Here is a 19,050-nt window from a genome sequence, read left to right as displayed (position 1 = left end):
CGCCCTGCGCGAACAACTAAAGGAAAAGCAATGACGATTTGGATTGTCCGCAAGCACCCGCCGTATCCGTTCGACGCCAGATACGCAACCGAGGCATTCACCATTCACAGCACCCACCCGACCCGCGCCGCCGCGCAAGTCGAGGCGCATCGCAAGATGCAGTGCAAGCCGAAATATTTCTACAGCGTTGGACGGGTTCAACTTCGGGAGGCCAAGCAATGACCATCACCCGAGAGCAAATCGTCGCGTGGGCGAGGGAGGCGGGTTTTGATTTCAAAGATCGCGCAGAGCCTCGCCTTGAAGCATTCGCCGCCCTCATCGAGCAGGCTGTTCGCCAGGACGAGAACAAGCAGTGTGCGTACAGAGCAGGCATTGCGCTGCTTGGCGCTGATCGAGGTCTTGCTAATCGTGTCAATCAAGCCATCCGCGCACGAGGAGAGAAGCAATGAGCCGAGAAGCGATGCAGATGGCGCTGGAGGCGCTGGAGCGTGTTACGGCAGTGTGCCGTCTTGAAGCGGATGACGACTACTGCGAAGGCGCATGGGATTTGCACAACAAGGCCATCACCGCCCTGCGCGAGGCGCTGGAGCAGCCGCCCTGCAAGACCGGGGCGCAGTGTGTCGGCAACAAGTGCCAGCGATGCGAGGCGGTGCAGCAATCGGACAACGGCGGCAAGACCGGATGGCCTCCTGGCCTGTTGCAAGACGACGACCGCAAGCTATCGAAGTGGCTTGCCAGCAAGCCCGATGCGCGTAAGTGCGTTCGGGAGGCGCTGCCCGAGCAGGCGCAGATACAGGTCGGGTGCGAAGGCGAGGACGGATTTCTTCGCATTCACCCTGAGTCTGAGTTTTGCGATGTGTGCAAGCCAGCCGAGCCGCAGCCGGTGGCTGTCCATCAGTTCCGCAAACAGCATTGCGCTGATTGGTACGACGGCCACCCAGACCACGAAGACGGCAGAGGGCCTTACGAAGTCCGGACCCTCTACACCTACCCGCAGCGCCGGGAGTGGCAGGGGCTGACTGCGGAAGAAATTGGCAATGAAGCCAAAGACATTTACGGAAGTTCGCACTGGGACGACATCAAATTCGCCCGCGCCATCGAGGCCGCGCTTCGGGAGCGCAACGAATGAGCCGCGCCCTGGTTGTGCTTCTGGTCTTCGTCGCGGTCTTCTCGCTGACATTCCTTGCGACCGATTTGCCCCAGGAACAGCGAGGGACTTCGTTTGTCTTCGCGCTGGCCTGGAGCCTGATTCTGTCCCTGGTCATTTGGGATGACCTATGACCCAGGAGCCGAACAACCTGGCCGCGACGGTATTCGTATTCCGCAACCAGGCCGGGGAAATCCGCTGCACCTACGCCGAAGCGTTCTATTGCGTCGATGGGCGCGACGGCTGGCAGCACATCGCCACGCTAGAGCCGAGGCTTTGGATTCAGGCGCATTACGCGACCGTCGAGAAAGCCGAGCAAGCAAAGCCGAAGCGGCCTAGCGAATTCACGGACGAACAGATCGACCCCGACCACATGGATTTATTCGACGTAAGCAACATCTTGGAAGGGATGGCATGAGCATTATTCTTTCGAGCGACGAAATCCACGCCCTTACCGGCTACAAAGTTGCGTCGAAGCAATTGCAGGCGCTTCAAAAGATGGGCTTCTACCGCGCCCGCGTTTCGCCTATTGGCAATGTCGTCCTAGAGCGAGAGCATTACCAGGCGGTCGCGGCTGGCTATCAACCTGCGGCGGCGAATTCTGCGGCATACAGGCCGCGAGTGAGGGGCTAATGAAAAAGGACCGGGAGCTTCCCCCTGGCGTCTTCCTGCGAGGGCGCTGGTACTGCCGCGCCAAGAGGGAAGGTAAAAAAATCGTGTGGATCAAGCTAACGCAGGCCCGCGACGGGCTGGCGGTGCTTTACGCGAAGATGGCCGAGCTACACAAGGACGGAGCCGGTAACGACCGAATCCCGGCGCTTGCGGCTCACTGGCTGCGCGAAATCAGCACGACCCACAAGCCGAAGACCCAGGCGAATGACAAATGGGTCATGGCAGCGATTAGCGAAGCGTTCGCGGAATTTCGAGCCTGCCAGGTCACGCCGCCTGACGTTGTGACCTGGCTAAAGCGATACCGCGAGAAGCCGCGCACCCATAACGAAATGCGGGCGGGGATGCGAGAGCTAATGCGATTCGCAGAAGCCGAGGGCTATCGTGATGCAGGGACGAATCCGGTTGACAGCGTGAAGACCGCCAAAGTCCAGAAGCGGGACCGCTACCCCACGGATAGCGAGATTCGCCGTATCAAGGCCGCAGCCTGCCGGGGCGCGGATGGCAAGAGAACCCGCATGGGGACCACGCTTGCCGGGTTGATCGACCTGGCCTACCTGACCGGCCAGCGCATCGGGGACTTGCTGGAATTGCGCTGGTCGAAAAAGGCCGCGACCGAGGACGGCCAGGTCATCGCCCCTTTCGTCGCAGAGGATGGGCTTTACTTCAAGCCGTCGAAGACCTCCGGCAGCACGGGCGCGAAGGTCCGCATTGAATGGACGCCGCGCCTACAGGCAACGATTGAGCGATTCCGCAGCATCGGGAGGCGGAATCTAACCTTCGTTGTGACCAATCAGGAGGCCCAGCGGTACGACTACGAAGCGTTCAAGTCCGCATGGGCGCGGGCGCTGGAGCGGTCGGGGGTGAAGGACTTGCATTTCCACGACCTACGCGCAAAAGCCCTGACCGACACGGACGCGGAGGGGGGCATCAAAGCGGCTCAGACGATGGGCGCTCACTCGACCCAGACGCAGACCGCCAGCTACATTCGGCACCGCAAAGCGCAGAGCGCGAAGGCCACGAAATGACCCGGCGTGTTTACAAGAATGCCGTTTGTTTACAAGGGCGAGGAATCAATCGGAACCGGCAAGCCTCCGTAAGTTGCTGATTCCATTGTGTTTTCTGGTCGGAGCGGAGGGATTCGAACCCCCGACCCTCTGGTCCCAAACCAGATGCGCTACCAGACTGCGCTACGCTCCGAAGCGGCCGATTCTACCGGGCGCCCCCTGCACACCCGCAACATGAAACTCAAGATCCTCGTCGGCACGACCGGCGGTACCGCCGAGGGCGTCGCCCAGGCCATCGCCCTGGACTGCGCCGACCTCCTGCCCGCCATCGAAGTCCAGCGCATGGACGGCCTGGACACCGCCACCTTCGACGACACCGAGGCCCTGTACCTCGTGTGCACCGCCACCCACGGCTCGGGCGACGTGCCGGACAACGCCTGGGGCCTGTATGACGCGCTGGACAGCCAGCCGAAGTTCCTGGGCCATGTCCGTTACGGCATCGTCGCCCTCGGCGACAGCAGCTACGACACCTTCTGCCAGGGCGGCGAACGCTTCGACGAGCGCCTGCAGGGGCTGGGCGCCCGGCGCGTGGGCGAGGTGCTGCGCCTCGATGCCTGCGCCGACACCCTGCCCGAGGCCGAGGCCGTGGCCTGGGCGCGCGACTGGCTTCAGCGCCTGGTGTAGATCTGGTCGAAGGTGGCGCCGTCGGCGAAGTGCTCCTTCGCCGCCTGCGCCCAGCCGCCGAAGGCCTGGTCGATGGTGAACAGGTTCAGCTTGGGAAACTGCTTGGCGTACTTGGCCTGCGCCTTGGCCGAGACCGGCCGGTAGAAGTGCTTGCCGATGATGTCCTGGCCTTCCTCCGAGTACAGGTACTCCAGGTAAGCCTGGGCCACGGAGCGCGTGCCCTTCTTGTCGACGTTCTTGTCCACCAGCGTCACGGCCGGCTCGGCCAGGATGCTGGCCGAGGGGTAGACCACGTCGACCTTGCTGCCGAACTCCTTTTCCAGCAGGTAGGCCTCGTTCTCCCACGAGATGAAGACATCGCCGATGTTGCGCTGCGCGAAGCTGATCGACGAGCCGCGCGCGCCGGTATCGAGCACCGGCACGTTCTCGTACAGCTTCGTGACGAACTCCCGGGCCTTGGCCGGCGAGCCGTACTTGCGCCGGGCGAACTCCCACGCGGCCAGGTAGTTCCAGCGCGCGCCGCCCGAGGTCTTGGGGTTGGGCGTGACCACCTTGATCCCGGGCTTGACCAGGTCGTCCCAGTCCCTGATGCCCTTGGGGTTGCCCTGGCGCACCACCAGCACGATGGTCGACTGGTAGGGCGCGGCGTTGTGCGGCAGGCGCTTCTGCCAGTCCTTCGGCACCAGGTGGCCCTGGGTGTGCAGGGCGTCGGTGTCCCAGCCCAAGGCCAGCGTGGCGACGTCGGCCTCGAGCCCGTCGATGATGGAGCGGGCCTGCTTGCCCGAGCCGCCGTGCGACTGGCGCACGCTCACGTCCTGGCCAGACTTGGCCTTCCAGTACTTCGCGAACGCGGCGTTGTACTCGACATAGAACTCGCGCGTCGGGTCGTACGAGACATTGAGCAGGGTCACGGCCTGCGCGTGCGCCGGCAGGGACAAGGCCGACGCGAGGGCGGCGGCCAGGGGAATCTTGATAAAGTCGCGGCGTTTGTGCATGGCGGCGAATTCTCGGGAGACGCCGCCGCAACTGGAACCAATAAGATTTCAGTTGCATATCCGAATAAGCAAATCAGGAGGCGCCATGCCCCGTACCGTCAATTGCATCAAGCTCGGCCACGAAGCCGAGGGCCTCGACTTCCCCCCCTACCCTGGTGAACTCGGCAAGCGCATCTTTGAGAGCGTGAGCAAGGAAGCCTGGGCCGGCTGGCTGAAGCACCAGACCATGCTGGTGAACGAGAACCGCCTGAACCTCGCCGACCAGCGCGCCCGCGAGTACCTCAAGCGCCAGATGGAGAACCACTTCTTCGGTTCCGGCGCCGACCAGGCCGCCGGCTACGTGCCTCCCACGGCCTGAGGCCCGCGGGCCACGCCCGCCTCATCCCCCGATGGCATCCGCCGCCCCCCTCGAGCACGCCTGGACCGGGCGGGCCCAGTGGCGCCTGCTCGAAACCGGCTGGCGCCACGGGCAGGGCTTCCTCGCGGCCTGGCAGGCCTGGCGCGATGACCCGCAGCGGCCCGGGCTGCTGCATGTCGCCTGCGCCCTGCCCTGCCCGCCACGGGCCGAGGCGATGGTGGCCCAGGCGCCCGGGCCGCTGCGGGCGCTCGCAGCCGAACTCGCGGCCCACTGGTGGGGCCTGCTGCCGGGCCTGCACCGCCTCTCCCTCGAGGGCGGGCGGGTCCTGCTCACCCTGCATGTCGGGCCTGCCGGCGATGCGTTGCGCGAGCTGGCCTTCGCCGCCGACGCCATCGCCCTGGACGAGGCCGTCGGCCACGACCGCGCGCTGCTCAAGGCCCTCGCGCGCCTGAGCCGCCCCGGCACCACGCTCGCCGCCGCCCGCGCCGACGACACCCTGCGCGCCGACCTGCGCACCTGCGGCTTCCGCATCGACACCGACGCGCCCGGCGCCCTGCGCGCCACCTACGCCCCCGGCTGGACGCCCAAGACCCGCCACGCCAGCCCGCCCGCGCCGTCCGAGGCGCTGGTGGTCGGCGCCGGCCTCGCGGGCGCCGCCGCGGCCGCCTCGCTGGCCCGGCGCGGCTGGCGCGTCACCGTCCTCGACGCCGCGCCCGCGCCGGCCAGTGGCGCCTCCGGCCTGCCAGCAGGCCTGATGGCCCCGCACCTCACGCCCGACGACAACCTGCTCTCGCGCCTCGCCCGCAGCGGCATCCGCCTCACCCAGGCCCAGGCCCGCGCCCGGCTGCGCGAAGGCACGGACTGGCAGGGCGGCGGCACCCTGGAGCACCGGCTCAAGGCCAAGGCCGCTGAGCGCCACGGCCTCGCGGCCGAGGGCTTCGCCGCCGACTGGAGCCGCCCGGCCAGCCCGGACCAGCGCGCGGCCGCCGGACTGCCCCCGGACGCGCCGGCCGTGTGGCACCCGCCGGGCGGCTGGATCAAGCCCGCCGCCCTGGTGCGCGCCTGGCTGGACGACCCCGCCATCACTTGGCGGGGCGGGGCCCGCGTGGAGCGCCTGGAGCGCCGCGACGGCCTGTGGCACGCCCTCGACGCCGCCGGCCGCACGCTCCACGCCGCGCCGCTGGCCGTGGTCGCGGCCGCCCTGGGCTCCGCGGCCCTGGCCGGCGACCGGCTGTGGCTGCACCCGGTGCGCGGGCAGGTCTCGCTCGGCCCGCGCGAAGGCCTGGACGCCCTGCCCGCCTTCCCCCTCAACGGCAACGGCCACCTCCTGCCCGACGTGCCGCTGGAAACCGTGCCCGGCGGGCGCGCCTGGATGTCCGGCGCCACCTACGGCCGCGGCGAGACCGACACCCGCGAGCGCCCCGCCGACCACGCCGCGAACCTGGCGCGGCTGGAGACCCTGGTGCCTGGCACCGCAGCGGCCCTGGCGCCCGCCTTCGCCCGCGGCGAGGTCAGCGGCTGGTGCGGCGTACGCTGCGCCAGCACCGACCGGCGCCCCCTGGTCGGCCCGCTGGAGGACGGCCTGTGGGTCTCCACCGCCATGGGCTCGCGCGGCCTGACCTTCGCCGCCCTGTGCGGCGAACTGCTCGCCGCCCGCCTGCATGGCGAGCCGCTGCCCCTGGCCGCCTCGCTGGCCGGCGCCCTCGACGCAGGCCGCCAGATGCGCCGGACGCCCTTATCCGGACCTGCCTGAAAAACCGCCGGAAACCCGCGCCGATCCTCGCGAATATGCTTATCCGCATAAGGCGAGCAAAAAAAATTAGTTTGGATCCATAAGGGGCACCGCTACAGTCCCGCCCCTATGTACAAGTACACCGAGTTCGACCGCCAGTTCGTCCACGCGCGTGCCGCCCAGTACCGCGACCAGCTGGAACGCAACCTCCAAGGCCAACTGAGCGACGACGAGTTCCGTCCGCTGCGCCTGCAAAACGGCTGGTACATCCAGCGCTTCGCGCCCATGCTGCGCATCGCCGTGCCCTATGGCGAAATCTCCAGCCCCCAGCTGCGCGCGCTCGCCAAGATCGCCCGCGACTACGACCAGCCCAGCGCCGAGCTCCTCGCCGAGGCCCGCGCCCGCCAGGACGCCCTGGGCCCGGTGGCCCTGCGCAATGGCAGCTCGGTGCACTCGCGCATGGTCACCGGCTGCGGCCACTTCACCACCCGCCAGAACGTCCAGTTCAACTGGATCCCCCTGGACAAGAGCGCCGACGTGATGGACCTGCTCGCCAGCGTCGACATGCACGGCATCCAGACCAGCGGCAACTGCATCCGCAACATCACCACCGACGAACTCGCCGGCATCGCGCCCGACGAGATCGTCGACCCGCGCCCCTACTGCGAAGTCCTGCGCCAGTGGAGCACGCTGCACCCCGAGTTCGCCTTCCTGCCCCGCAAGTTCAAGATCGCCGTCTCCGGCGCCAGCGAAGACCGCGCCGCCACCTACTGGCATGACGTCGGCCTGCACCTGGTGAAGAACGAGGCCGGCGAGATCGGCTTCCGCGTGCTGGTGGGTGGCGGCATGGGCCGCACCCCCATCACCGCCACCGTGATCCGCGAGTACCTGCCCTGGAACCAGGTCGTGAACTACCTGGAGGCCGTGGTCCGCGTCTACAACCGCTGGGGCCGCCGCGACAACCTGTACAAGGCCCGCATCAAGATCCTGGTGAAGGCCGAGGGCCAGCGCTACATCGACGAGGTCGAGGCCGAGTACAAGGCCATCGTCGAGGTCGACGGCGCGCCGCACACCATTCCCCAGGCCGAACTCGATCGCGTGGCCGCCTGCTTCGTCGCGCCGCAGCTGCCCCCCGCCACGGCCACCGAACTGCCCGTCACCGACACCGCCCCGGCCTACCAGCGCTGGCTGCAGCAGAACGTCGTCGCGCACAAGAACCCCGCGCTGCGCGCCGTCACGCTGTCCTTCAAGCGCGTGGGCCAGGCCCCCGGCGATGCCACCGGCGACCAGCTGGCGCTCGCCGCCGACCTGGTGGACCGCTTCTCCGCCGGCGAGGCCCGCGTGACCCACGAGCAGAACCTGCTGCTGCCCTGGGTGCGCGTCGAAGACCTGCCCGCGCTGTGGGAGGCCGCGCGCAAGGCCGGCCTGGCCACCGCCAACATCGGCCTGCTGACCGACATGATCGCCTGCCCCGGCGGCGACTTCTGCGCGCTGGCCAACGCCCGCTCGCTGCCCATCGCCGAGGCCATCACCGAGCGCTACCAGGACCTGGACGAACTGCACGACATCGGCGAGATCGACCTGCACATCTCCGGCTGCATCAACAGCTGCGGCCACCACCACAGCGGCCACATCGGGATCCTGGGCGTCGACAAGGACGGCAAGGAGTGGTACCAGGTCACCCTGGGCGGCTCCGACGGCTCCCTCGCCTCGGGCGACGCCCAGGCCGGCAAGGTCGTGGGTCCGTCCTTCTCCGCCTCGGAAGTGCCGGACGTGATCGAGGCCGTCCTCGACACCTACCGCCGCGAGCGCCAGCACGCCGGCGACCAGTACGAAACCTTCATCCAGACCCTGCGCCGCGTGGGCCTCGAGCCGTTCAAGGCCGCCGCCAACGCCGCCCGCACCACCGTCAAGGAAGTGGCGTAATGCAATTCACGCTCCAGCTCCTGTCCGCCGAGGCCCATGCCGCCGAGGCCGCCGCCGCCAACGTCCTGGTCCTGGCCAATGATGCCGACCCGCTCGAGCCCTCGCTCGAAGGCATCACCCGCATCGACCTGAACTTCCCCAAGTTCACCGACGGTCGCGCCTACAGCCAGGCCTTCCTGCTGCGCCGCCGCCGCGGCTTCACCGGCGAGATCCGCGCCACCGGCGACGTGCTGGTCGACCAGCTCGTGCAGATGCAGCGCACCGGCTTCTCCAGCGCCGTCCTGCGCGCCGACCAGGACGCCGGCTTCGCCCAGCGCCAGTTCGACCGCTACCCCCGCTACTACCAGGGCGACGCGGTGGCCGTGCAGCCGCTGTTCAAGGAAGCGGCCTGAATGGGCGCCATCGACCTGAACGCGCGCCCCAGCGCCGACTTCGAGGCCAAGCTGGCCGAGACGAAGGCCCTGCTGCAGCGCGCCGCCACCGAGTACGCCCCGATCACCCAGGCCTCCAGCCTCGGCGCCGAGGACGTGGTGGTCACGCACCTGATCAACGCGCTGGGCCTGGACATCGAGGTCTTCGTGCTCGACACCGGCGCCCTGCATGCCGAGACGCTGGCCCTGCTGGAGCGCACGCAGGCCACCTCCAGGGCTCCTGTCAAGGTGTACCGCCCGGTGCAGGAGGCGGTGGTCCAGTTCGTCGATCGCGAAGGCAAGGACGCCATGTACCGCAGCATCGAGCTGCGCAAGGCCTGCTGCGGCATCCGCAAGATGGAGCCGCTGGCCCGCGCCCTCGAGGGCAAGAAGGCCTGGATCACCGGCCTGCGCCGCGAGCAGTCCGCCGCCCGCGCCGAGGTGCCCCTGGTCGACACCTCCGAGACGCGCGCCAAGCTCAACCCCCTGGCCAACTGGACCTGGGGCGACGTGTGGCACTACATCGCCACGCAGGGCGTGGACTACAACGCCCTGCACGACCAGTTCTATCCCAGCATCGGCTGCGCGCCCTGCACGCGCGCCATCAGCCTCGGCGAGGACTTCCGCGCCGGCCGCTGGTGGTGGGAGGACGAGGCCGCCAAGGAATGCGGCCTGCATGTGAAGCAACAAGAGAACTCCGAGGAAAGCGCCGCATGAACGCCCGCGTCGAATCCCAGGTGCTGGCCCACGGCACCCCCCTGAGCAACCAGCACCTGAACTCCCTCGAGGAAGAGGCCATCTTCGTCCTGCGCGAAGTCGCCGCCGCCTTCGAGCGCCCGACCCTGCTGTTCTCCGGCGGCAAGGACTCGCTGGTCCTGCTGCGATGCGCCGAGAAGGCCTTCGGCCGCGGCCGAATCCCCTACCCGCTGCTGATGATCGACACGGGCCACAACTTCCACGAGGTCACCGACTTCCGCGACTTCCGCGCCAAGGAACTGGGCGCCGAGCTGATCGTGCGCAGCGTCGAGGACTCGATGAAGCGCGGCACCGTGCGCCTGGCCCACCCGGGCGAGTCGCGCAACGTGCACCAGTCGGTCACGCTGCTGGAGGCGATCGAGGAATTCCGCTTCGACGCCCTCATCGGCGGCGCCCGCCGCGACGAGGAGAAGGCGCGCGCCAAGGAGCGCATCTTCTCCCACCGCGACAGCTTCGGCCAATGGCAGCCCAAGGCCCAGCGCCCCGAGCTGTGGACCCTGTTCAACACCCGCCTGCACCCGGGCGAGCATTTCCGCGTGTTCCCCATCTCCAACTGGACCGAGCTGGACGTGTGGCAGTACATCGAGCGCGAGAACATCGCCCTGCCCTCGCTGTACTACGCCCACCAGCGCCAGGTGGTCGAGCGCAAGGGCCTGCTGGTCCCCGTGACCGAGCTGACCCCGGCCCGCGAGGGCGAGACGGTGGAGACGCGCACGGTGCGTTTCCGCACCGTGGGTGACATCACCTGCACCTGCCCGGTGGAAAGCCCGGCGGCCAATGCCGCCGACGTGGTGCTCGAGACGATCTCCGCCGAGGTCTCCGAGCGCGGCGCCACCCGCATGGACGACAAGACGTCCGAAGCCTCGATGGAAAAACGCAAGAAGGACGGCTACTTCTGATGACGACCCCGACCCTGGACCCCGTGACCCGAACCGCCGCACCGGCTCCTGCCGGCGACCACGCCACCGCCCTGCGCTTCATCACCTGCGGCAGCGTCGACGACGGCAAGAGCACCCTGATCGGCCGCCTGCTGGTGGACTCCCGCGCGGTGCTGCAGGACCAGCTCGCCTCCGTCTCGCGCTCCGGCGAGACCGACCTGGCGCTGCTCACCGACGGCCTGTCCGCCGAGCGCGAGCAGGGCATCACCATCGACGTGGCCTACCGCTACTTCGCCACGCCCGCGCGCAAGTTCATCATCGGCGACGCGCCCGGCCACGAGCAGTACACCCGCAACATGGTCACCGCCGCCTCCAGCGCCGATGCCGCCGTGGTGCTGGTCGACGCCACCAAGCTCAAGTGGCAGGACGCCGGCCTGGCCCTGCTGCCGCAGACCCGCCGCCACACCCTGCTGGCCAACCTGCTGCGCGTGCCCTCCATCGTCTTCGCGATCAACAAGCTCGACGCGGTGGAAGACCCGGCCCTGGCCTTCACCCACATCCGCGGCGCGCTCGAGCGCTTCGCGCAGGACGCCGGCGTGGCCGTCGCCGCCATCATCCCGATCTCCGCGCTCAAGGGCCACAACGTGGCCTCCGCGCAACCCGGCTGGTGCGGCTACGAGGGTCCCTCGCTGCTGCAGCTGCTGGAGACCCTGGACGTCACCGCCGCCGAGAGCGACGAGGCCTTCGCCTTCCCGGTGCAGTGGGTCGAGAAGTTCCACGACAGCGCCGACACCTCCAAGGGCCGTCGCGTCTTCTGGGGCCGCGTGGCCGCCGGCCGCGTCAAGCCCGGCCAGGCGATCAAGATCCTTCCCAGCGGCCAGACCGCCACCGTCGCCCAGGTCCTGAACCACGTGCGCGAGGAGAAGGACGTGCCCGCCGGCCACAGCGCCGGCATCGTCCTGGACCGCGAGGTCGACGTCTCCCGCGGCGACTGGCTGCTGGCGCCCGAGTCGCCGGAGCCCTCGCGCGAGGTCTCGGCCACCATCGCGTGGCTCGACGACGAGCCCCTGGTCGCCGGCCGCGTCTACTGGGCGCTGCATGGCCACCGCTGGGTGAAGGCCAAGGTCAAGCGCGTGGTGCACCGCCTCGACGTGAACACGCTCGAGGAGGCCGACGCCACGCAGCTCGAGCCCAACGCCATCGGCCACGTCGAACTGGCCCTGCAGGAGCCCCTGGCCACCCTGCCCTACGCCCGCTCGCGCATCCTCGGTTCGCTGGTCCTGGTGGACACCGCCAGCCACAAGACCTCGGGCGCCGTGCTGGTGCGCTGATCGGCCCCTACGAGCCGTCTTAGAATTCCGGGTTTCCCCCGGTCCTGAAAAGAAAATGACCCACGTCGTCACCGAATCCTGTATCCGCTGCAAGTACACCGACTGTGTGGACGTCTGCCCCGTGGACTGCTTCCGCGAGGGCCCCAACTTCCTGGTGATCGACCCCGACGAGTGCATCGACTGCGCCGTGTGCATCCCCGAGTGCCCGGTCAACGCGATCTACGCCGAGGAAGACGTGCCCGCCAACCAGCAGGCCTTCATCAAGATCAACGCCGACCTGTCGCAGGACGCCAACTGGAAGAGCATCACCAAGCGCAAGGCCGCCCTCCCCGACGCCGAGGAGTGGAAGGACAAGACGGGCAAGCTGTCCGAGTTGATCCGCTGACCGCCTGATGCATGCCGCACCGGGCCAGGCCCTGATCGAGACCGGCGCCGTCGTCATCGGCGCCGGGCCGGTCGGCCTGTTCCAGGTGTTCGAGCTGGGCCTGCTCGACATCCAGGCCCACGTGGTCGATGCGCTGCCCTTCGCGGGCGGCCAGCCCGTCGAGCTCTACGCCGACAAGCCGATCTACGACATCCCCGCCGTGCCCGTGTGCACCGGCCGCGAACTCGCCGATGCCCTGCTCACGCAGGTACGGCCCTTCGCACCCACCTTCCACCTCGACCAGACCGTCACGTCCCTGCAGCGCCAGGACGACGGCCGCTGGCTGCTCGCCACCCGCACCGGCACCCGCTTCCTCACGAGGACCGTCTTCATCGCCGCCGGCGTGGGCGCCTTCGAGCCGCGCCGCCTCAAGCTCGAGGGCCTCGACGCCTTCGAGGGCTCGCAGCTGTTCTTCCGCCTGCCGGACCCGGCGGCCTTCTCCGGCGAGCGCGTGGTCATCGTCGGCGACGGCGACGCCGCGCTCGACGCCGCCCTGGCCCTGGCCGAAGGCCCGCAGCGGGCCGCCAGCGTCACCCTCATGCACCGGCGCGACGCCTTCCAGGCCGATCCCGCCCGGGTCGAGCGCATGCGCGCCCTGTGCGCCGCGGGCGCGATGCGCTTCGTCGTCGCCCAGGCCACCGGCCTCGAGGCCGACGGCGGGCGCCTGCAGGCGCTGCAGGTCACCGGCCCCGACGCCGTGGTGCAGTCCCTGCCGCTCGACCGCCTGCTCGTGTGCCAGGGCGTGTCGCCGCGCCTGGGCCCCGTCACCGAGTGGGGCCTGGACCTGGAGCGCAAGCTGGTCAAGGTGGACACCGCCACCTTCGCAACCAGCGCGCCCGGCATCTTCGCGGTGGGCGACGTCGTCACCTACCCTGGCAAGAAGAAGCTGATCGCCTCGGGCTTCCACGAGTGCGTGATGGCCGCCTTCGGCGCGGCCGCCTACCTCACGCCCGGTCACGAGCAGCGCCCGCTCGAATACACCACCAGCTCCAGCCGGCTGCACCGCCTGCTCGGCGTGGACGGACAGGACGCGCCAGGCGGCGCGGGCCCTGCCTGATCCCCGGTTAGAATCCGCCGCGCGCTCCTTCCGGGGAGCCGCACACCGCTAGGGGTGTTGCCGCGATGCCGTGGCGACTGAGAGAGTCCCTTTGAACCTGATTGAGGTAATCCTCGCGCAGGGAAGCAAGCTTCCTGTGGGCGTCCCGTCTTCTCGCGGGGCCACCGTGCCCACCAGCATGCCGACCTGCCACCAACGTTGGAGAAAAACGTCGTGGCATCCCATTCGCCCAAGCAACGTCCTTCCTGGCCCCTGGCCACCCTGCCCCGCGCCTGCCTGCTGCTCGCCCTGTCGGCCGCCGCGCACGCGCAGGACACCACGCTCAAGACCGTCACCATCACCACCAGCCGCAACGGCGCGGCGCAGGCCGACGTCACCGGCTTCGGCGACGTGCCGCTGCGCGAGCTGCCGCTGTCGGCCACCGTCATCGACCGCCGCACGCTCGAAGCCAGCGGCGCCCGCCGCCTGGCCGATCTCACCGGCTTCGACGCCTCGGTGACCGACGCCTACAACGCGCCCGGCTACTGGGACTTCCTCAGCATCCGCGGCTTCACGCTCGACAACCGCTTCAACTACCGCCGCGAGGGCCTGCCGATCTCGGCCGAGACCTCGATCCCCCTGGACAACAAGGAGCGCATCGAGTTCCTGCGCGGCACCAGCGGCATCCAGGCCGGCACCAGCGCACCCGGCGGCCTGGTGAACTACGTCGTCAAGCGCCCGACCCAGCAGCCCCTGCGCCAGGTGCGCCTGGAGACCGGCAGCGGCGGCGGCGTGCTCGCCGGCGCGGACATCAGCCAGCGCTTCGGCGAGGGCCAGGCCTTCGGTCTGCGCGTGAACGCGGTGCACGAGCGCCTGCGCCCGCGCGTGAACCACCTCGACGGCGAGCGCAGCCTGCTGGCCGCCGCGGCCGACTGGCGCATCAGCCGCGACTCGGTGCTCGAGGCCGAGATCGAGACCAGCCGCAAGTCGCAGCCGAGCCAGGTCGGCTTCAGCCTGCTGGGCCCGCGCCTGCCCGCGCCGGTGAACCCCAACCTGAACCTGAACAACCAGCCCTGGGCCCAGCCCTCGGTGTTCGACGCCGCCACCGGCACGGTGCGCTTCTCGCAGGCGATCAACGCCCAATGGAGCTGGATGGCCCAGGCCGGCCGGCAGTACCTGCGCACCGACGACCGCACCGCCTTCCCCTTCGGCTGCAGCGCCGAGGGCAACTACGACCGCTACTGCAGCGACGGCAGCTTCGACTACTACGACTTCCGCAGCGAGAACGAGCGCCGCGCCCAGGATGCCGCGCAACTGCAGCTGCGCGGCCAGCTGTCCGCCGGCGGCGTGCGCCACGACCTCACCTTCGCCGCGCTGCATTCGCGCGTGAAGCAGCGCTTCGACCTGCAGGCCTACAACTGGGTCGGCACCGGCAACGTGCAGGGCACGGCCGTCGTGCCCGCCGACCCGACGCTGGGCGACCAGAACACGAACCGCGGCGAGCGCTCGATGGAGTTCTCGGTGCAGGACGCGATGCGCCTGAACGAGCGCCTCACCGTGTGGGCCGGCCTGCGCCACACGCAGCTCGATCGCTCCAGCGTGCGCACCAACGGCACGCGCCCCACCGCGTACGAGCAGTCGATCAACACGCCCTGGGCGGCGGTGAGCTACAAGCTCTCGCCGGTGCTCATGGCCTATGCCAGCTGGGGCCAGGGCATCGAGTCGCAGGTCGTGCCCAATCGCGGCTCGCAGTACACCAACGCCGGCCAGGCGCTGCCCGCGCTGAAGTCGCGCCAGGTGGAGGCCGGCCTCAAGGGCGGCGACGAGGCCCTGGGCTGGCAGGTCGCCGCCTTCCAGATCCATCGGCCGGTGAGCAACCTCGACGCCTGCAGCCGGCTGGGCCTGTCGCCCTGCACCGGCGCCTACGACGGCGAGGCGGTGCACCGCGGCCTCGAGACCTCGGCGCAGTGGGCCAAGGGCCCGTGGCGCGTGGGCGGCGGCGTGACGCTGCTGGATGCCAAGCGCAGCGGCAGCAGCGCCGAACCGGCCGTGAACGGCCAGCGCCCGACCAACGTCCCCGCCGTCACCGCGCGCCTGCAGGCCGCCTGGCGCGCGGCCGCGGTGCAGGGCCTGGAGCTGCAGGGCCGCCTCTCGCACGAGGGCGACCGCAACGTGCTGCCCGATGGCTCGATCCGCCTGCCCTCGTGGACCACGGTCGGCGCCGCGGTGCGCTACGACACGAAGCTCGCCGGTGCGAACACCACCTGGACGCTGGGCATCGACAACCTGTTCGACCGCCGCTACTGGCGTGAATCGCCCTACCAGTTCGGCCACGTGTACCTGTACCCCGGCGCGGCACGCACGGCGCGCCTGACTTTTGCGGCCGCCCTTTAAAACCGGCCGAAAATCTGCCTATAATCTTGGTTCTGTTCCCCGATAGCTCAGTCGGTAGAGCGCCGGACTGTTAATCCGTAGGTCCCTGGTTCGAGCCCAGGTCGGGGAGCCAAAAAACTCGAAAGGCCCTTGCAGCGATGCAAGGGCCTTTTTCATTGCCGCTCGCGATCGATCTTTCGGCGGGAGTACTTCGCCAGGAATATTTCGTCGAAGCGCGCGCCCGGCGCAGGAGCGCTTTTGAAACAAGCTATAATCTAAGGCTTGTTCCCCGATAGCTCAGTCGGTAGAGCGCCGGACTGTTAATCCGTAGGTCCCTGGTTCGAGCCCAGGTCGGGGAGCCAAAAAACTCGAAAAGCCCTGCACTCGCGTGCAGGGCTTTTTTCTTGCCTCAGCGCGGCGCCTCGCCGCCCACGCCGTGGCGCGCGAGCAGGAAGTCGATGCAGGTGCGCACCGCGCGCGTCTGGTAGCGATTGGGCAGGTACATCAGGTACATCCGCGGCCCGAACATGCGCAGCGTATGGTCCTCCAGCGCACGCACGATGTCGCCGCTGGCCAGCCCCTCGCGCACCACGTAATCGGGCACCAGACCCCAACCCAGGCCCGCCCGGATCGCCTGCTCCAGGAACGGGTAGTGCTCCGAGGTCAGGGCCGGCTCCAGCACCACCTCCTCGGAAGCCGCCTCGCGTGTCGACCGCAGGCGCAGCTCGCGCTGCCCCCCGGGCGACGTGATGAGCGGCACCTGCCGCAGGTCGCCCAGGGCCTGCGGGCGCCCATGCGCCTGCGCATAGGCCCGCGCCGCGCACAGGACGTAACGCACCGGGCCCAGCTCCCGGGCGATCAGGTTCTGCGGCGGCTCGTGCAGGATGCGGATGGCGATGTCGACATCATCCCGGATCAGATCGTCCACCCGGTTCTCGAAGCGGGCCTCCAGCACGATGCGGGGGTACGCGCGCTTGAACTCGATCAGCCAGGGGGACATCACCATCTGGCCATAGCCGCTGGGCATGCTCAGGCCCACCCGCCCCCCCAGGCCGGTGCCCAGCGTGCTGATGGTTTCCTGGGCGGCGCGGATCTCGTCGCGCATCACGCGGCCGTGCTCGTAGAGCCGCCGGCCCAGCTCGGTCGGCTCCACCTGCCGCGAGGTCCGCCGCAGCAGCTGCGCCCCCACCCGCTTCTCCAGCTGCGCCAGGTGGTAGCTCACGTTGGCACGGGTCATCTTCAGCCGGCGCGCGGCCTCGCTCAGGTTGCCGGCGTCGAGGATTTCCACCAGGAGGGTCAGGGAGGAGGCGTCCATCTCATTCGTCAAATATGGCTTGACATTCCGTCAATAATTTTCCGTATTGTCAAGCAAACCTTCCTCAACAAGAATCCCGCCCACTGAACACACGCCCCGCTTCCCGACATGGCAGAACCCCGACTCCCCCTCGCCGGCATTCGCGTGCTGGACCTCTCCCGCGTGCTGGCGGGGCCCTGGTGCGGCATGGTGCTGGGCGACATGGGGGCCGAGGTGATCAAGGTCGAGGCGCCGGGCCGCGGCGACGACACGCGCGACTGGGGCCTGCGAGTCGGCAGCACGCAGACGGCCTACTTCAACAGCGTCAACCGCAACAAGCGCTCGGTGACGCTGGACCTGCAGACCGACGACGGCCAGCAGCTCGCACGGGCCCTGGCGCGCGAGTGCGATGTCGTGATCCAGAACTTCAAGTTCGGCGGCGCCGAGAAGCTGGGGCTGGGGTTCGAGCAGCTGAAGGCCGTGCGCCCCGACATCGTCTACTGCTCCATCTCCGGCTACGACCGCACGGGGCCCGACGCGTCCCGCCCCGGCTACGACCTGCTGGTCCAGGGTGAGGCGGGCTTGATGGCGCTCAACGGCGAGTCTGCGCAGCCCCCCCTCAAGTTCGGCGTGGCGGTGGTGGACATGTTCACCGGCATGTATGCCGCGCAGGCGGTGCTGGCGGCGCTGTTCGAGCGCCAGCGCACCGGCCAGGGCCGCCACATCGAGATGGCGCTGTATGACTGCGGGATGATGGTCACGGCCTACTACGGCCTCGAGGCGCTGCTGATGGAGAAGGACCCGCCGCGTTACGGCAACGCCCATCCCTCGATCGTCCCCTATGGCGTGTTCGACGCGGCGGACGGCCCCCTCATCGTCACGGTGGGCAACAACGCCCAGTTCGAGCGCTTCTGCCGGGACGTGATCGAGCGCCCCGACCTGGCTGACGACGAACGCTTCAAGACCAACGTGCTGCGCACCGCGAACCGCGACGCCCTGATGCCGCAGGTGCTCGAAGCCCTGCGGCAACGACCCAGGACCTGGCTGCTGGAGCGCCTGGCGGCCGCGGGAATCCCCTGCGGCGAGGTGCTCGGCGTGCACGAGGCCCTCACCGGCGAGCGCGCCACCCGCGGCGGCCTGGTGACGCGGCATCCGCATCCCGAGGCGGGCAGCGTCGACGTGCTCGCGCCCCCCTACCGCTTCGACGGCCAGCGCCTGCCGGTGCGCCGCCCGCCCCCGGCGCTGGGCGAAGGCACCCGCGAGGTACTGTCCGGCCTGCTGGGGCTCGACGACGCCGAGCTCCAGCACCTGCATTCGGCGGGCGTGACCTGAAGCGCACCGCCGCCCCTCCCATCCTTCCCTACTCCCTTGCGACACCATGGCCCTCGATCCCGAGTCCTTTGACCTCCTGTTGTCCGCCGTCGAGCGCTTCGTCCGTGAGCGCCTGGTGCCTGCCGAGAACCACGTCGAGGAGCACGACGAGGTGCCCGCCGACATCGTCGAGGACATGAAGGCGATGGGCCTGTTCGGCCTGTCGATCCCCGAGGAGTACGGCGGCATCGGCCTGTCGATGGCGCAGGAGTGCCAGGTGGCCTACGAGCTGGGTCGCACCGCGCTGGCCTTCCGCTCGGTCTTCGGCACCAACGTGGGCATCGGCTCGCAGGGCATCCTCATGGACGGCACGCCCGAGCAGAAGCAGGCCTACCTGCCGCGCGTGGCCAGCGGCGAGCTGATCATGTCGTTCGCGCTGACCGAGCCCGACGCCGGCTCCGACGCCGCCTCGCTCAAGACCCGCGCCGAGCTCGACGGCGACCACTACGTGCTCACGGGCACGAAGCGCTACATCACCAACGCGCCGCGCGCCGGCGCCTTCACCCTGATGGCCCGCACCGGCGGGCCGGGGGCGGGCGGCATCAGCGCCTTCATCGTGCCGGCCGACGCGCCGGGCCTGCGCCTGGGCAAGGTGGACAAGAAGATGGGCCAGCGCGGCACCAAGACCTGCGACGTGATCCTGGAGAACGTGCGCGTGC

22 protein-coding genes, 3 tRNA genes and 1 riboswitch are annotated in these 19,050 nt (G+C 69.1%); of the genes, 22 read left to right on the top strand and 3 right to left on the bottom strand.

The window, feature by feature from the left end; genetic code table 11:
* Positions 1-30: 30 nt before the first annotated feature.
* From ACFQZY_RS18340 to ACFQZY_RS18310, 7 genes are read left to right on the top strand one after another with little or no spacing between them, the layout of a single operon-like run.
* Positions 31-222, top strand: a complete 192-nt coding sequence (locus ACFQZY_RS18340) for a hypothetical protein (RefSeq protein WP_377418702.1) — start codon at positions 31-33, stop codon at positions 220-222.
* A complete protein-coding gene (locus ACFQZY_RS18335; protein ID WP_377418699.1) occupies positions 219-449 on the top strand; it encodes a hypothetical protein in 231 nt (76 codons plus the stop codon). Before ACFQZY_RS18340 ends, ACFQZY_RS18335 begins: the two co-directional genes overlap by 4 nt.
* A complete protein-coding gene (locus ACFQZY_RS18330; protein ID WP_377418696.1) occupies positions 446-1,129 on the top strand; it encodes a hypothetical protein in 684 nt (227 codons plus the stop codon). Before ACFQZY_RS18335 ends, ACFQZY_RS18330 begins: the two co-directional genes overlap by 4 nt.
* Positions 1,126-1,281, top strand: coding sequence for a hypothetical protein (locus ACFQZY_RS18325; protein ID WP_377418693.1), 156 nt, complete (start codon positions 1,126-1,128; stop codon positions 1,279-1,281). The genes ACFQZY_RS18330 and ACFQZY_RS18325 overlap by 4 nt, the downstream gene beginning before the upstream one ends.
* Positions 1,278-1,565, top strand: coding sequence for a hypothetical protein (locus ACFQZY_RS18320; RefSeq protein WP_377418690.1), 288 nt, complete (start codon positions 1,278-1,280; stop codon positions 1,563-1,565). Before ACFQZY_RS18325 ends, ACFQZY_RS18320 begins: the two co-directional genes overlap by 4 nt.
* Complete coding sequence (locus ACFQZY_RS18315) at positions 1,562-1,780, top strand: DUF4224 domain-containing protein (RefSeq protein ID WP_377418687.1); 219 nt, start codon at positions 1,562-1,564, stop codon at positions 1,778-1,780. The genes ACFQZY_RS18320 and ACFQZY_RS18315 overlap by 4 nt, the downstream gene beginning before the upstream one ends.
* Positions 1,780-2,844: a tyrosine-type recombinase/integrase gene (locus tag ACFQZY_RS18310; RefSeq protein WP_377418684.1), complete on the top strand. Its 1,065-nt coding sequence runs from the start codon at positions 1,780-1,782 to the stop codon at positions 2,842-2,844. The genes ACFQZY_RS18315 and ACFQZY_RS18310 overlap by 1 nt, the downstream gene beginning before the upstream one ends.
* Positions 2,845-2,939: 95 nt before the next feature.
* Here the strand turns inward: ACFQZY_RS18310 and ACFQZY_RS18305 are convergent.
* A tRNA-Pro gene (locus ACFQZY_RS18305) sits at positions 2,940-3,016 on the bottom strand.
* 41 nt (positions 3,017-3,057) lie between these two features.
* Between ACFQZY_RS18305 and ACFQZY_RS18300 the strand changes: the two genes are divergently transcribed.
* Positions 3,058-3,507: a flavodoxin domain-containing protein gene (locus ACFQZY_RS18300; protein ID WP_377418681.1), complete on the top strand. Its 450-nt coding sequence runs from the start codon at positions 3,058-3,060 to the stop codon at positions 3,505-3,507.
* Here the strand turns inward: ACFQZY_RS18300 and ACFQZY_RS18295 are convergent.
* Positions 3,492-4,502, bottom strand: a complete 1,011-nt coding sequence (locus tag ACFQZY_RS18295) for a sulfate ABC transporter substrate-binding protein (RefSeq protein WP_377418678.1) — start codon at positions 4,500-4,502, stop codon at positions 3,492-3,494. The genes ACFQZY_RS18300 and ACFQZY_RS18295 overlap by 16 nt on opposite strands.
* A gap of 85 nt (positions 4,503-4,587) precedes the next feature.
* Here ACFQZY_RS18295 and ACFQZY_RS18290 point away from each other — a divergent pair, with 85 nt between their 5' ends.
* The 12 genes from ACFQZY_RS18290 to ACFQZY_RS18235 all read left to right on the top strand — a co-directional run bounded on the left by ACFQZY_RS18290 (position 4,588) and on the right by ACFQZY_RS18235 (position 16,088).
* On the top strand, positions 4,588-4,860 hold the full coding sequence (locus ACFQZY_RS18290; RefSeq protein WP_377418674.1) for an oxidative damage protection protein: 273 nt from the start codon (positions 4,588-4,590) through the stop codon (positions 4,858-4,860).
* A gap of 31 nt (positions 4,861-4,891) precedes the next feature.
* The gene (mnmC, locus tag ACFQZY_RS18285; RefSeq protein WP_377418671.1) at positions 4,892-6,613 is read left to right on the top strand and encodes an FAD-dependent 5-carboxymethylaminomethyl-2-thiouridine(34) oxidoreductase MnmC; all 1,722 of its coding nucleotides are present in this window, start codon (positions 4,892-4,894) and stop codon (positions 6,611-6,613) included.
* A gap of 108 nt (positions 6,614-6,721) precedes the next feature.
* Positions 6,722-8,518 carry a nitrite/sulfite reductase gene (locus ACFQZY_RS18280; protein WP_377418668.1) on the top strand — a complete coding sequence of 599 codons (1,797 nt, stop codon included), beginning with the start codon at positions 6,722-6,724 and terminating at the stop codon, positions 8,516-8,518.
* The gene (locus ACFQZY_RS18275) at positions 8,518-8,910 is read left to right on the top strand and encodes a DUF934 domain-containing protein (protein WP_377418665.1); all 393 of its coding nucleotides are present in this window, start codon (positions 8,518-8,520) and stop codon (positions 8,908-8,910) included. The genes ACFQZY_RS18280 and ACFQZY_RS18275 overlap by 1 nt, the downstream gene beginning before the upstream one ends.
* Positions 8,911-9,645, top strand: coding sequence for a phosphoadenylyl-sulfate reductase (locus ACFQZY_RS18270; protein ID WP_377418662.1), 735 nt, complete (start codon positions 8,911-8,913; stop codon positions 9,643-9,645).
* A complete protein-coding gene (gene cysD / locus ACFQZY_RS18265; protein WP_377418659.1) occupies positions 9,642-10,583 on the top strand; it encodes a sulfate adenylyltransferase subunit CysD in 942 nt (313 codons plus the stop codon). Before ACFQZY_RS18270 ends, cysD begins: the two co-directional genes overlap by 4 nt.
* Entirely contained in the window at positions 10,583-11,893 is a 1,311-nt protein-coding gene (locus ACFQZY_RS18260) for a sulfate adenylyltransferase subunit 1 (RefSeq protein WP_377418657.1), read from the top strand. The genes cysD and ACFQZY_RS18260 overlap by 1 nt, the downstream gene beginning before the upstream one ends.
* 55 nt (positions 11,894-11,948) lie before the next feature.
* The gene (gene fdxA / locus ACFQZY_RS18255; protein ID WP_377418654.1) at positions 11,949-12,278 is read left to right on the top strand and encodes a ferredoxin FdxA; all 330 of its coding nucleotides are present in this window, start codon (positions 11,949-11,951) and stop codon (positions 12,276-12,278) included.
* Positions 12,279-12,285: 7 nt separating this feature from the next.
* Positions 12,286-13,374 carry an NAD(P)/FAD-dependent oxidoreductase gene (locus ACFQZY_RS18250; RefSeq protein WP_377418651.1) on the top strand — a complete coding sequence of 363 codons (1,089 nt, stop codon included), beginning with the start codon at positions 12,286-12,288 and terminating at the stop codon, positions 13,372-13,374.
* Between the two features lie 40 nt (positions 13,375-13,414).
* A riboswitch (TPP riboswitch) is annotated at positions 13,415-13,515 on the top strand.
* A 72-nt stretch (positions 13,516-13,587) separates the two neighbouring features.
* A complete protein-coding gene (locus tag ACFQZY_RS18245; protein WP_377418648.1) occupies positions 13,588-15,747 on the top strand; it encodes a TonB-dependent siderophore receptor in 2,160 nt (719 codons plus the stop codon).
* A gap of 36 nt (positions 15,748-15,783) precedes the next feature.
* A tRNA-Asn gene (locus tag ACFQZY_RS18240) sits at positions 15,784-15,859 on the top strand.
* A gap of 153 nt (positions 15,860-16,012) precedes the next feature.
* Positions 16,013-16,088 (top strand) — tRNA-Asn (locus tag ACFQZY_RS18235).
* A gap of 47 nt (positions 16,089-16,135) precedes the next feature.
* Here ACFQZY_RS18235 and ACFQZY_RS18230 read toward each other — a convergent pair.
* On the bottom strand, positions 16,136-17,041 hold the full coding sequence (locus ACFQZY_RS18230; protein ID WP_377418645.1) for a LysR family transcriptional regulator: 906 nt from the start codon (positions 17,039-17,041) through the stop codon (positions 16,136-16,138).
* 108 nt (positions 17,042-17,149) lie between these two features.
* Here ACFQZY_RS18230 and ACFQZY_RS18225 point away from each other — a divergent pair, with 108 nt between their 5' ends.
* Together ACFQZY_RS18225 and ACFQZY_RS18220 are read left to right on the top strand one after the other, a co-directional pair.
* Positions 17,150-18,352, top strand: coding sequence for a CaiB/BaiF CoA transferase family protein (locus ACFQZY_RS18225; RefSeq protein ID WP_377418642.1), 1,203 nt, complete (start codon positions 17,150-17,152; stop codon positions 18,350-18,352).
* 46 nt (positions 18,353-18,398) lie between these two features.
* Positions 18,399-19,050: acyl-CoA dehydrogenase family protein (locus tag ACFQZY_RS18220; protein ID WP_377418639.1), on the top strand; the 652-nt coding region annotated here is incomplete at its 3' end.

Source organism: Ramlibacter sp. GCM10027632 (assembly GCF_042675325.1).
Lineage (GTDB): Bacteria > Pseudomonadota > Gammaproteobacteria > Burkholderiales > Burkholderiaceae_C > Ramlibacter.
This window is presented reverse-complemented; position numbering and strand designations above follow the sequence as displayed.